Origin of the sequence: Mesorhizobium sp. 1M-11 (genome assembly GCF_001303895.1) — a bacterium.
Classification (GTDB): Bacteria; Pseudomonadota; Alphaproteobacteria; order Rhizobiales; family Rhizobiaceae; genus Mesorhizobium.
On the sequence record NZ_LJSD01000017.1, the window covers coordinates 48,269 to 61,014 of the forward strand.

Here is a 12,746-nt window from a genome sequence, read left to right on the forward strand (position 1 = left end):
AAATTCTCGAAGTTTCAATTGGAATAACCTGGCACCTTTGCTGGTTTCCAGCGGCCGACCTGTTTTCGCGGCGGCAAGTTGGCTGAAACCGATAAACGTATATATGCCAAAAGCATGAACGCTCTTGTAAACCTGATGCGATTTTGGCGGCTTTTGCCAGCCTGATCGTCGCGGGGCTGTTTCTGCTCATCTACGGCATATTCGACAACCAATAAAAACGTCACGCAGATCGAACTGTGCTGGCTGGAGCGGGACGGCAAGGCGCCGGGAACTGATGAGCGCTTGGCCGAACATGTTCTGTCGGCGCAGTGGCCGAAGGAAGGAACTGCCTTCGGCTGGTTTTGCCGCGGAGGCGGAAGCCGCCAAACTTGTCCGCGGTACATGGCCAGATGAAATGGGCCGCGGCCGGGATCAAACCATTGCCGCTGCTTATTGGTGCCGCGGGCAGGCGGGATTGATAGCCGGATGAAAGGACGCGAAGCGTCCGTTGGACACGCGCTCAGAGGCTTCACCGGGGGCTCAGTATCCGAGCGCCAGTCCATCCTTGCGTGGATCGGATGCTCCTGTCAGCGTGCCTTTCTTCCAATCGATCAGCACGGTTTGTCCGCCACCAAGCGGATGGTCGGCCTCTACCAGCCTGTGGCCGCGTCGACGCAGGCCCTCGATTGCGTGGGGCTGAACGCCTCGCTCGGCTTCGACGGCATCGTGGTTGTAAAATACACGAGCGGCATCGAGCGCTTCCTGAGGATCCATGTTGAAATCGACCATGTTGGTCAGGAGATGGACGTGACCGAAGGGCTGGTAGCCGCCACCCATGACACCAAATGGCATCACCGCGTGGCCATCCTTTGTCATCATGCCCGGCATGATCGTATGCATCGGCCGCTTGCGGGGCGCGATGCAATTTGGATGACTTGGATCGAGGCGGAAACTGGTGCCGCGATTTTGCAGCACTATGCCCGTTTTCGGGCCGACGACACCGCTGCCGAAAGAGTAATAGGTCGAGTTAATGAAACTGACCGCGTTCCGATCGCGGTCGACCACGGAGATGTAAACCGTATCGCTCCCCGGCAGATCGATGCGCGGCAGATCGGTCATGGCGTGTTCGCGATCGATCGCGGCACGCAACCGGTCGGCATGGGAACCAGAGAGCAATTCCTTTACAGGCACCGCGACATGCTCCTGATCGGCAAACAGGTTGTCGCGATCGCGGTAGGCCAATCGCCCGGCCTCGATTTCCAAATGCAACCGCTCCGCACCGTTGGGATCGAGAGCGCCCAGGTCGAAGCCGGAGAGCACGTTCAGCATCAGGAGTGCGGTCAGACCCTGATTGTTGGGCGGCATCTGGTGCACATCATAGTCTCTGTATGAAGTGGAGACCGCGGCCTCGTAGTCGCCCCTCGTTGCCGCGAAATCGTCGAGTGTATGGAGGCCGCCGAGGTGACGAAGCCGCTCGATCAAGTCCTCGGCGACTTGGCCCTCGTAGAAACCGGAGCGACCGTGCCTTGCGATGAGGCGCAAAGTCTGAGCCAGTTCCGGCTGATAGTGCACATCGCCTGCCTTGGGTGGCTTGCCACCGGGCAGGAAGATGCGCGCCGCAACCTCGTCGGTGGAAAGGTCGATTTCCGGCTTCTCCCAGTCGGCGGCAACGCGATCGTGCACGACATAACCATTTTCCGCGTAATGAATGGCAGGTGCCAACGCGTCAGCGATACCTTTGCGGCCGTGGTCTTTCAAAAGCCGGCACCAGGCATCGATCGCACCCGGGACCGTGACAGCGTGTGGTCCTTCCTTCGGCAATTCGCTGAAACCATGGTCAAGATACCAGTCGACCGTCGCCGCCTGGGGGGCCCGGCCAGAACCGTTGAAAGCGAGGACCTTGTCTTCGCCCTTGGGGCAATAGAGAACAAAGCAATCACCACCGATACCCGTGGATTGCGGTTCTACCACCGCTTGCACTGCCGCAGCGCAAACGGCTGCATCCATGGCGTTGCCGCCCGAGCGCAGCATGTCGAGCGCGGCAAGTGTCGAAAGCGGATGCGAGGTCGCGGCCATCGCTTCCGTGGCGCGGGCAGGGGAGCGGCCTGGGAACTGGAAATCACGCATGTTGTTCAGAGTCCTGCGTTCGGCGTCTGCGGCCAAGTAGTTGGGCTGCGGACAACAAGATGATCGACAGCACGATCAGGCATGTCGAAATGGCGGCAATCGTGGGGTCGATCTGATCGCGCAATGCATTGAACATGCGCCGCGTCAGCGTCGTGGTCTCGCCGCCGGAGATGAAGAACGAGACGACCACTTCGTCGAAGGAGGTGATGAAGGCAAACAGTGCACCCGACACAATCGAGAAGCGCAGTTGCGGCATGGTCACCTGGAAGAAGGCCGCGAAACGCCCAGCTCCGAGGCTGCGCGCCACCATCTCCTGGTTCATGTCGTAGGACCTCAAGCCAGAAAGCACGGTCAGGACGACCAGCGGCAGGGCCTGCACGGTGTGAGCGATGACAAGACCGGTCAATGTGTTGTTGAGGCCGATGCGGGCATAAAGGAAGAAGGTGCCGATGCCGATGAGGATGACCGGAATGATCAGCGACGCCGTGAGCAGCGCATTGATTGCGCCTGTCAGCCTCAGCGTACCCGCGTTGATGGCGTAGGCGGCGGCCGTGCCGAGCGGCGTTGCCACGATCGCCGTCATTGTCGCCGCCTTGACCGAAACAATGGTGGCATCACGCCATTCCACCGATCCGAAGTAACTTTGATACCAGCGCAGCGACCATTGCTGAGGCGGGAACTGCAGCAGCGTCGAACCTGAGAACGACATGATGACGATTATCACCGACGGAGCGATCAGGAACAGCATGACAAGTCCGCCGAGCAGGTAGAGCCAGAGGCGTTGCCAGTGCGAGATTGGAAGGTTGTTCTCCGCGTTCATCGTGAACTCCAGACGCCTGCGGCGCGCGCGCCGAGCAGCCAGCGGAAGAGACCGAGCAGCGACAAGGTGACGGCAAGCAGCACGACACCAAGTGCCGCGCCGGCGCCCCAGTTGGAATAGAGGCTGGCGGCCTGCTCCATGCGCATTGCCCACATGATGACCTTGCCGCCGCCCATCAGTGCCGGGGTGACGAAGAAGCCGAGGCACAGTACGAAGACGATGACGACACCGGAAGCGAGGCCCGGCAGCGACAGCGGCAAGAATACCTGCCGGAAAGTGGCAGCCGGGCTGGCGCCCAGATTCATACCTGCGCGCAAGCAGTCGATATCGATGGATTTCATCGAGGCATAGAGCGGCAGAACCAGGAACGGCAGCATGATGTGGATCATGCCGATGACGACACCGGTGAAGTTGTTGGCCAGTTGCAGCGGCTGGCTGATCAAGCCGTGGTCGATCAGCCAGCTGTTGACCAGACCCTTGCGCTGAAGGATTACCAGCCACGCATAGGTGCGGACGAGCACTGAAGTCCAGAACGGCAAGATGACGAATACGAGGCAGATCGAGGCGGCACGTCGGGGCAGTTGCGACAACAGGTAGGCAAGCGGATAACCGAGCAGCACACAGGCCGTGGTGACAACGAAGGCAACTTTGAACGTGGTCATGAACGTCTTGATATAGGATGCCTGTTCGAAGAAGCGCGCATAATTGGCAGCGCTCAGCGTACCGGTCTCATCGAAGAGCGAAAGCCAGAACAACCAGCCAACCGGTACGATGATGACGGCGAAGACCAGGAACAGGCCCGGCGACAACAACGCCAGAAAACCCAGCGCCTGACGCCGCGTGTCGGCGCGTAGCGCCGCAGCATTCAACGTGCCGTCTATCCGTCCCGCGTGCTCATGGCCTGCTGACACGGCGCTCATTGATCTGCCACCAATACGATGTCCGATGCGTCGATGCCGAGAGCGATCGGCTCGCCGGGCGCTGGCAAATTCGCCAACACGTCGGAACGGCAATATTCGCGCAAAGTTATCTGCCGGCCGTCCTTGAGTGCCGCGTAGCAGATGAAGCTGTCGCCCTGATAAATGATGTCGCCTACCGTGGCCCTCAGCACATTGAGGTCCCCCGCCTGTTCCGCATTGGCGAGCAGCCGCAGCTTTTCCGGCCGCACCACCATCAAATGTCGACCTGCTGACGGTGCGGGACCACTAAGGCGCAGTCTTTGATTTTCATGCCAGATAGCGCCGTTGCGGCATTCAACGGGAATAAAATTGGATTCGCCGATGAAGCCTGCGACGAACTTCGTTTTCGGCTTGGCATAGATGGTCTCGGGCTGGTCGATCTGCTCGATCCGTCCGGCATTCATGACCGCGATACGGTCCGACATGGTGATTGCCTCGCGCTGGTCATGGGTGACGTAGACGGTCGTCATGCCAAGCCGGCGGTGAAGATTCCGCAATTCAATCTGCATGTGCTCGCGCAACCCCTTGTCGAGGGCCGACAACGGTTCATCCATCAAAACAATCCGAGGCTCGAAGACGATGGCGCGGGCAAGGGCCACACGCTGGCGTTGGCCCCCGGAGAGCTGGTCGACACGTCGCTCGCCCAGTCCCTGCAAGCGCACGAGTTCGAGCGCGTGGTCCACGCGTTGCTTGGTGTCGGCCGCGGAGACGCGCCGCTGTTTCAGCGGAAACGCGACGTTGTGGAATACGTTCATGTGCGGGAACAGCGCGTAGTTCTGGAACACCATGCCAATGTTGCGCTTGTGGGGCGCCATGGTGATGATCTCTTCACCGCCCACCTTGATGCTGCCGGCATTGGCTCGCACGAAGCCTGCCAGGATCATCAACAGCGTCGTCTTGCCAGAGCCGGAGGGGCCAAGCAGCGTGAGGAATTCGCCCGCTGCGACGTCTAGGTTGAGATCGCTGAGGATGGACAAAGCACCAAAGCGCTTCTCGATATGGTGTATGCCGATGGGAAGCGCGGACGGTGCGAGAGACAAGAGCATCTCCTTCAACTCCAGATCGTTGTGCCGGCGAAGCGGAGCGGAGTGGCTGCGCGCGCCACTCCGGCAGCAGCTATTGCTGGATCAGGTTGTTGAATTTCTCGGTCGCCTCGACCAGATTGTCGCGCCAGAATTGCGGGTCCTGCAGAACCTGCTTCCCGATGTTTTCGGGCGAGGAGTTGATATCCTTGATACGCTCCTGCGGTATCTTGCCGGTCTCGAAGGCTTTCTCGTTGGCTGGTCCATTATCGACATAAAGTGGCAGGCTGGCCTGAAGGTCGGGACTGACGAATTTGGCCAGCGCCTTCATCGCGATATCCTTGTTTTTCGAACCTTTCGGGATGACCATGCAGTCGGCGGTAAGAACGCCCTGGTCGAAGGAGAAGCTGATCGGCGCACCCTCCTTCCTCAGGGTGCCAGCGCGGCCATTCCAGATGCTGGCCATATCGACTTCGCCGTCCTTGACGAGCTGCATGGCCTGCGCACCGGAAGTCCACCAGGCATCGACGTGGTTGCGGATCTTATCGACTGACTGGAGCGCGCCTTCGATATCGACCGGATAGACCTTGTCGATCGGAATTCCCTTGGCCAGCGCCGCGACACTTAGCGTTTCTGTGGGTTGGCTGCCGGAAAGGGCGCGACGCCCCGGGAATTTCTCGACATCCCAGAAATCAGCCCAGGTTTTCGGCCCCTTATCTCCGAAAACATCCGTCCGGTAGACCAGAACGACGGAGGTGTAGGAGATGCCGACCCAGTCGTCATGGACGAGCTTTGGATTGATACCGCTCTTGTCGATGACACTGTAGTCGAGCTTCTCGAACAAGCCCTCCTTGGAACCGCGAGCGCATTCGTCGGCACCAAGCTCGGTAATGTCCCATTTGACTGCGTTGCCAGTAACCTGAAGGCGTACGTCGTCCAGGCCGTTGGTCGTGTCTTCCTTGATGGTAATGCCAAGCGCTTCGGCTGTCGGCTTGAAGAAGGCCTTTGTCTGTGCCTCCTGGTAAGTGCCGCCCCATGAGGCGACCGTAATCGTGTCTGCGGCGGTGGCTGGCCCTGCAATTGAAAACGCCACCATGCCGACCACGGCGGCCCGTCGAACATTGCCTTTCCGTTTCATTGTGCCTCCAGTTGTTCCCACTTTATTCTGGATTCTTTTTTGTATACAATTTTGAATGTAAACTGGTGATGCATGCTGTCAAGACCCATCGAGTTTCCGTGGTTCCTCGGTTCAATGGTTCCTTGGGGAACTCCTGGAATGGGGATTGAGGTGGATTTAGATTAACCGGGTAAAGAGCCGAGAACTGGAAGCGATCTTTGGTCAAGCAAACGAAAAACACCCTTCGCGACGCGGTCTACAATTCTCTGAAGAAAATGATCGTGACCGCCCAGATACCACCGGGCGCGCGCGTGACGGAAAACGATATCGCTGCAAAGTTGAACGTCAGTCGCACACCGATCCGGGAAGCTTTCAATCGCCTGGAGCGTGATGGCTTGATTACCGGAAGGCCACGCCAAGGCTATGTCGTCACCGAGTTCGATCTGAACATGTTCCGCGAGGCATTCGATATCCGCGAGGTGCTCGATGGCTATTCGGCGGAATTGGCTGCTGTTGCCGCGACAGAAGAAGACAAGATTCGTCTGCGCGAAATACTCGCGGAATGCGAAAGGCTGGCGGCCATCCCCAACCGTACCGTCAATGACCAGTTTCAGGAACTGCAGGTCGGCATCGACCTTCATCGGGTTATTGCCCAGATAGGCGGCAATGCCATGTTGCACGGGATGCTTTGTGGAATACTGGACAAGTGCCAGCACTATGTATGGGCGGAGTTGCTCTGGCTGGACGAATGGAAAATAACCCGCCAGGAGCATACCAAAATCGTTGAAGCGATTTGCAACGGTGAGGTGGAGCTGGCTGGCAAGCTGGCGCGTTCACATGTGCGTGGTTCGCGCGATGGCATCTTGCGCTTGTTGCAGGCCAGGTCCGACTATCAGACCTTTCTGACAAAGGCTTCGTGACCGGATTGCCTTATCAAGCAGCGTCAGCTCGCAAATAATCCCGACTTCTGAATGGCGAATTGGCTGTCGGCAAACTTATGTCTTCGGGAGATTCTTGGTAACCGGGCTGAATTCAGGGCAGGGGCCGGTCGTGGGAGGAGCCGCTGGATTCCGCTGGAAAGCCGCAGGGCCTGATCCTTTAGCCCCGCACCGCGTTCCTAAAGGCTGCCGATAGTGCGGCAAGCGCATCGCGCGGTCGACCATCCCTGGCTCTTGAGTGAAACAGGATTGGTAAGCGTGGCAATTCGGGAAGTCCGAGTTTGGGACCTACATCAACGGCACCAAATGGCACCATGCGCGGAGACAATGCGGCAACGCCGAGTCCAGCCATGACAGCGGCAGCGACCGCCGTCACGCCGCCGCCGACGAATACTTCGGTCCAGGGCACGCCTGCCGCATTGAGAAGTTGCTCAGCCATCGAACGCACGCCGCAGGGCTCCGCCATCGTGGCGAGGGGCAGGGGCTCGTCCGCACGATGCTGCCAGCCTGGCGCTGCGAACCAGCCGAATTTTTCTTCGGCAATGATTTCCCCGTCGCTTCGTCCGTTGTGCAGGCGGACGATCACCGTGTCGAGTTCCCGCCGGTCGAAGCTTTGAAGCAGGTCGCCCGATGAACCGATCCGGATTTCGATCAACAACTGCGGGTCCTGCGCGTTCATGCGGGCGATCAGCGCCGGGAGATCCGGCCCCGCAACATGGTCGCTGATGCCGATGGTGAGGCGCTGCCGGGATGATCTGCCAAATACGGCGAGGGTACGATCGTGTTTCTCCAGGAGTTCGCGGGCGTGTTCGAGGAAGGCCGCGCCTTGCGCCGAAAGCTGCACGGACCGGGGCGTCCGTTCGACGAGTCGGCGGCCGAGCCGCTCTTCGAGCCGCTTCAGCTTCAAGCTGACTGCACCCTGCGTCGTCCGCATGGCTTCAGCCGCACGCGTGAAGCTTTCAAGCTCTGCTATGCGGACAAAGGCCCGGACGGCATCCAAATCGAGGGGAGGTTCAACCATTTTGAATCATAATCGCTGAAATTAGCTTTCATCGAATATGAAAATGACCGAGAGGCCCGTAACGTCAAGTCTTGATCGATAGAAAGGATCCGCGATGCCGCTCGTTCACATTTCACTGCGCGCCGGAAAGCCGGAGACCTACCGTCAGGCGATCTTCGACAACCTGTACCGCGCGATGCGCGAGACGCTTAACGTGCCCGAAGACGATCAGTTCATGACAATCAGCGAGCACGACGCTGCGAACTTCCGACACGGTAATGCCTACGGCGTCGCCCGGAGCACCGATGTGGTGTACATCCAAATCACTGTGTTCAACTCACGCACCGTGGAACAAAAAAAGGCACTGTTCGGGCGAATCGCGGAACTGCTCGGCGAAAACCCCGGCATTCGGCCGGAGGACGTGTTCGTGAACATCTTTGACTCCCCCAAGGAGAATTGGTCCGTCGGCCACGGCCTGGCGCAATTTGCCTGAAGTTGTCTCAGGCGGGGTAGGGTATTGGAGCGGATTCATCGTCGACGCGAGGGAACCCAATTTGGAACTTGTGCTTTTGCACGCGCTGCCGTTCGACGGATCGATGTGGGTAGAACAGCGGGATATCTTACCGGGACGAACTCATGCTCCCACGTTGTATGGCCTCGGTGAAACCCGGTCCCGTCATTATGGAGAAGCAGGTGCGGGCGACACGGGATGGCCGCCTGATCATCATCCCGGAATGTGGACACTATGTGCCCTTGGAGAAGCCAGTCGCGTTGAACGGCATCCTGCGTTCATTGATCGATGAGCTTCAGGGATCAGCATGATCATTACACGCAGGGCTCTTTCGGCAGACTTATCCGCCATCAAACAGTGCGTGGAGGCTTCGATGGAAGCCACGAGCGCTTGGGTGGCTTGCGATGCACAGCGCATCATCGGTGTCGAGCTTTCTCAGGCAGACGCGGTAAGTGATCTATGGGTTCATCCATCCGCGCAAGGTCGCGGAGCGGGCGGGAATCTTTTGGCTGACCTCGAAAGAGAAATTACCGCACGCGGCTTCACTATTGGTCGTTTGCGGTGCCTTGAACCCAATGTGAAATCTCGGAAGTTCTATGCCTCGCGTGGTTGGGTGGAGGTCCGAGTTTATCCGCACGAGACTATACCCTTGAATACCGTCGACATGACGAAGCAGCTAACGCCCTAATTTCCTGCTTCGAGCCTCGGCGTGATTTTTGGCGACAAGCCGCCACGTCGGCCTGGTCGAGGGCGACCGAGTTGAAAAAACGTCAGCGGCACTCAGCGAAGCCATACACGATGATATGGCGGCTGAGAGCAGGCAGCGCCTCAACGCGCAGAGGTGGTAGCGAAAGTCGCATAAGATAGATTATGGAACTAGAGGATATCGGCAGAAGGCTCGTGCAGCACAATTACGTCTTGCGACTTCTGCCTGCGCGGACGGCTGTCTCCTTACAGCCTGGAAGCCGCAAGACGACTCGGTTCCCAGATCCGCTGCTTAGAGCGTGTGCGAACAAACACCCGCTCTAAATTGAATCGTATGCGATTTCGATGATCATCCCGTCGAAGGCTGGTTCGACGTTGTCCGGCGTTTCGGCTTTCACGACCACATAATCCAATGGCACGTGCATATGCGTCAGCACGGCCTGTTTCGGCGCGAGCCTTTCGATCCATGACAGCGCTTCGGCGAGCGAGAAATGGCTGGGATGCGGCCTGTATTGAAGCGCATCGATGATCAGGACGTCGAGATCCTTCAGGCGAGCGGCCGTCGACGCCGGAAAGTCCGACACGTCCGGGCAATATGCCAACCCGCCGATACGAAAGCCCAGAGAGACGATGTCGCCATGCACCTGTGGCAGCGGCTCGAAGGAGAGGGCGCCCCCCTCTCCTTCCACAACGACCGGTTGGGCGTGATCGATCAGATGTGGTTGCAGGATCGGCGGATAGGAGCTTCCGGGCGGTGTCTCGAAGCAGTAGCCGAAACCCTGTTTCAGCCGCTCCATCGTCGCTGCGTCCGCATGGATGTCCATCAGGCGACGCTGGCCGATCACAAAGGTGCGAAGATCGTCGATACCATGGATATGGTCTGCGTGCGCATGGGTGTAGATCACGGCATCGATGGTCTTGACCGATGCCATCAGCATCTGTGTACGGAAATCCGGTCCGGTGTCGATCGCAACCGTGGTCCTTGCGCCATTGCCCTTGATACGCTCGACCAGAGCCGCGGTGCGCATGCGCCGGTTCTTCGGATTGGCCGGATCGCAGTTGCCCCAGTCGCCATTCAGGCGAGGCACGCCAGGCGATGAGCCGCAGCCGAGAATGGTAAGGCGGAGCCGATCGGCCACGCTTAGCCGCCTTGCTGCGCTGGGCGCGGCATTTTCGAGAACAGGCGGAAGAAATTGTCGGTGGTGATCCGGGCGATTTCTTCCCCATCCACGCCGATCGTTTCCGCCAGAACCTTTGCAGTTTCAGCGACATAGGCTGGCTCGTTGCGCTTGCCTCGATGCGGCACGGGCGCAAGATAAGGTGCGTCGGTTTCCACCAGCAGCCGGTCGCGCGGCACATCCTTGGCGATTTCCCGCAATTCGGCCGAGTTCTTGAAGGTCAGAATGCCTGAGAACGAGACGTAACCGCCCAGTGCCACGCCGACCTCAGCCAACCGGCGCCCTGAAGAAAAGCAATGCAGGATGAAAGGGAAGGCGCCCTTCCCTGTTTCGTCCTGCAGGATCGCGATCATGTCGTCGTCGGCATTACGCGCATGAATGACCAATGGCAGGCCGGTCTGGCGCGCCGCCGCGATATGGGCGCGAAAACCTTGCGCCTGCGCATCGCGCGGCGCCTTGTCGTAGAAATAGTCGAGGCCGGCCTCGCCGATGGCAACCACCTTCGGGTGGTCGGCAAATCGAACAAGGTCGCCGGTGGTGATGTCGAGCTCTTCGGCGGCATTGTGCGGATGGGTGCCGACCGAGCAGAAAACTTCTTCGAAAGTTTCAGCGATTTCAATGATCTGCTGAAAACGCTTCACGCGCGTCGAGATCGTCACCATGCGCCCGACGCCAGCCGCCAGGGCGCGGGCGACGATGTCCGCCCGTTCCTCGGCGAAATCCGGAAAATCCAGATGGCAATGGCTGTCGACAAGCATCAGGCGGTCGCTTCCGGCGGCTGTTCGACATAACGCGGGAATACCGGCTGCGGTGCCGGCAGCGCGGTGCCGGGTACCAGCGCATGAGCGTCAGCCAGATGCTCGAAGTCGCGCCTATCTGCGGCAACCGCCAGTACATCGAGCAACTTGGCCGCGGAGCCGGGGATATAGGGCTGGCACAGGATGCCGACCCGGCGGATGATCTCAGCCGTCGTCCACAGCACGGTTTCCATGCGCGCTGGATCGGTCTTCTTCAGCGCCCACGGCTCCTGTGCCGCGAAATAGCGGTTGGCATCCGCAACGACAGCGAAGATCGCCGCCAGTGCGTGGTGGATACCCTGATCTGCCATCGCCTTGCGCGCCGTCGCCAATGCGGCGGCCGCCTGATCGAGGATCGCTTTGTCGGCATCGGCGAGCGTGCCGCGCTGCGGTACCACGCCGCCACAGTTCTTGGCGATCATCGACAGCGAGCGCTGTGCCAGATTGCCGAGATCGTTGGCAAGGTCGGCATTGGTGCGATTGACGATCGCCTCGTGGCTGTAGCTGCCGTCCTGGCCGAACGGCACTTCGCGCAGGAAGAAATAGCGCACTTGGTCGAGACCATAATGGTCGACCATCGTGAACGGGTCGATGACATTGCCGACCGACTTCGACATCTTCTCGCCGCGGTTGAACAGGAAGCCGTGAGCGAACACGCGTTTCGGCAATTCGATACCCGCCGACATCAGGAAAGCAGGCCAATAGACGGCGTGGAAACGCACGATGTCCTTGCCGATGATGTGCGTGGCCGGCCAGTAGCGCCACGATGGGGCCTGGGTGTCGGGATAACCGGCCGCGGTGATGTAGTTGGTCAGCGCATCCACCCAGACATACATCACATGTTTTTCGTCGCCCGGAACCGGAATGCCCCAGTCGAAGGTCGTACGCGAGATCGACAGATCCTTCAGGCCTGATTTGACGAAGGATGCCACCTCGTTGCGGCGTTCGGATGGACCGACGAAATCAGGCCGGCTCTCATAGAGCGCCAGCAGCTTGTCCTGATATGCCGAGAGGCGGAAGAAATAACTTTCCTCCTCGACCCATTCAACCGGCGTGCCCTGCGGGCCGTAGCGGATATTGTCGCCGCGGACTTCGGTTTCTTCCTCGCCGTAATAGGCTTCGTCACGCACCGAATACCAGCCGGCATAGCCGCCCTTGTAGATGTCGCCATTGGCTTCCATCGCTTTCCAGATGGCTTGCGAAGAGGCATGATGACGTTCTTCTGTGGTGCGGATGAAGTCATTGTTCGACGCGTTGAGTGCCTGCGCCATGCGTTGGAACTCGGCGGCATTGCGATCGGCCAGTTCGCGCGGCGTGATCCCTTCCTTCTTGGCCGTCTGCAGCATCTTGATGCCGTGTTCGTCGGTACCGGTCAGGAAGAAGACGTCCTTGCCGTCCAGCCGCTGGAAGCGGGCGAGCGCATCGGTGGCGAGCAGCTCGTAGGCATGACCGATATGCGGCTTGCCGTTCGGATAGGAGATCGCAGTGGTGATGTAGAATTTCTCACGGGACATGGTGGGCCGTCATAAATGTCTGAATGGAAGAATGTCTGAACGGATATCGGGGGCGTGGATATCGCATCGGCATGGCGAA

General features: G+C 59.3%; 13 protein-coding genes. 4 read left to right on the plus strand and 9 right to left on the minus strand.

Going from position 1 to position 12,746, the window contains the following annotated elements; translation table 11 throughout:
• Positions 1–519: 519 nt before the first annotated feature.
• From ggt to AO692_RS09885, 5 genes are all read right to left on the minus strand, one after another.
• Positions 520–2,106 (minus strand): gamma-glutamyltransferase, encoded by a 1,587-nt coding sequence (gene ggt / locus AO692_RS09865; protein ID WP_054309895.1) that lies wholly within the window; start codon positions 2,104–2,106, stop codon positions 520–522.
• Complete coding sequence (locus AO692_RS09870) at positions 2,099–2,926, minus strand: ABC transporter permease (RefSeq protein ID WP_054309896.1); 828 nt, start codon at positions 2,924–2,926, stop codon at positions 2,099–2,101. Before AO692_RS09870 ends, ggt begins: the two co-directional genes overlap by 8 nt.
• Positions 2,923–3,846: an ABC transporter permease gene (locus tag AO692_RS09875; RefSeq protein ID WP_054309897.1), complete on the minus strand. Its 924-nt coding sequence runs from the start codon at positions 3,844–3,846 to the stop codon at positions 2,923–2,925. Before AO692_RS09875 ends, AO692_RS09870 begins: the two co-directional genes overlap by 4 nt.
• The gene (locus AO692_RS09880; protein WP_054310022.1) at positions 3,843–4,925 is read right to left on the minus strand and encodes an ABC transporter ATP-binding protein; all 1,083 of its coding nucleotides are present in this window, start codon (positions 4,923–4,925) and stop codon (positions 3,843–3,845) included. Before AO692_RS09880 ends, AO692_RS09875 begins: the two co-directional genes overlap by 4 nt.
• Before the next feature lie 76 nt (positions 4,926–5,001).
• Entirely contained in the window at positions 5,002–6,045 is a 1,044-nt protein-coding gene (locus tag AO692_RS09885) for an ABC transporter substrate-binding protein (RefSeq protein WP_054309898.1), read from the minus strand.
• 197 nt (positions 6,046–6,242) lie between these two features.
• Here AO692_RS09885 and AO692_RS09890 point away from each other — a divergent pair, with 197 nt between their 5' ends.
• The gene (locus tag AO692_RS09890; RefSeq protein ID WP_054309899.1) at positions 6,243–6,944 is read left to right on the plus strand and encodes a GntR family transcriptional regulator; all 702 of its coding nucleotides are present in this window, start codon (positions 6,243–6,245) and stop codon (positions 6,942–6,944) included.
• A 178-nt stretch (positions 6,945–7,122) separates the two neighbouring features.
• Here AO692_RS09890 and AO692_RS09895 read toward each other — a convergent pair whose 3' ends face one another.
• Positions 7,123–7,983, minus strand: coding sequence for a LysR substrate-binding domain-containing protein (locus AO692_RS09895; RefSeq protein ID WP_054309900.1), 861 nt, complete (start codon positions 7,981–7,983; stop codon positions 7,123–7,125).
• Between the two features lie 94 nt (positions 7,984–8,077).
• Here AO692_RS09895 and AO692_RS09900 point away from each other — a divergent pair, with 94 nt between their 5' ends.
• The 3 genes from AO692_RS09900 to AO692_RS09905 all read left to right on the plus strand — a co-directional run bounded on the left by AO692_RS09900 (position 8,078) and on the right by AO692_RS09905 (position 9,161).
• On the plus strand, positions 8,078–8,455 hold the full coding sequence (locus AO692_RS09900) for a tautomerase family protein (RefSeq protein WP_054309901.1): 378 nt from the start codon (positions 8,078–8,080) through the stop codon (positions 8,453–8,455).
• Positions 8,456–8,598: 143 nt separating this feature from the next.
• Entirely contained in the window at positions 8,599–8,784 is a 186-nt protein-coding gene (locus tag AO692_RS32740) for an alpha/beta hydrolase (protein ID WP_152979778.1), read from the plus strand.
• Between the two features lie 62 nt (positions 8,785–8,846).
• A complete protein-coding gene (locus AO692_RS09905) occupies positions 8,847–9,161 on the plus strand; it encodes a GNAT family N-acetyltransferase (RefSeq protein ID WP_161808056.1) in 315 nt (104 codons plus the stop codon).
• Between the two features lie 337 nt (positions 9,162–9,498).
• On the opposite strand, the gene AO692_RS09910 is transcribed toward AO692_RS09905, so the two are convergent.
• From AO692_RS09910 to metG, 3 genes are read right to left on the minus strand one after another with little or no spacing between them, the layout of a single operon-like run.
• Entirely contained in the window at positions 9,499–10,317 is an 819-nt protein-coding gene (locus AO692_RS09910) for an MBL fold metallo-hydrolase (protein WP_054309903.1), read from the minus strand.
• 2 nt (positions 10,318–10,319) lie between these two features.
• Entirely contained in the window at positions 10,320–11,114 is a 795-nt protein-coding gene (locus AO692_RS09915) for a TatD family hydrolase (RefSeq protein ID WP_054309904.1), read from the minus strand.
• Positions 11,114–12,667: a methionine--tRNA ligase gene (metG, locus tag AO692_RS09920; RefSeq protein WP_054309905.1), complete on the minus strand. Its 1,554-nt coding sequence runs from the start codon at positions 12,665–12,667 to the stop codon at positions 11,114–11,116. The genes AO692_RS09915 and metG overlap by 1 nt, the downstream gene beginning before the upstream one ends.
• Between the last annotated feature and the right edge of the window lie 79 nt (positions 12,668–12,746).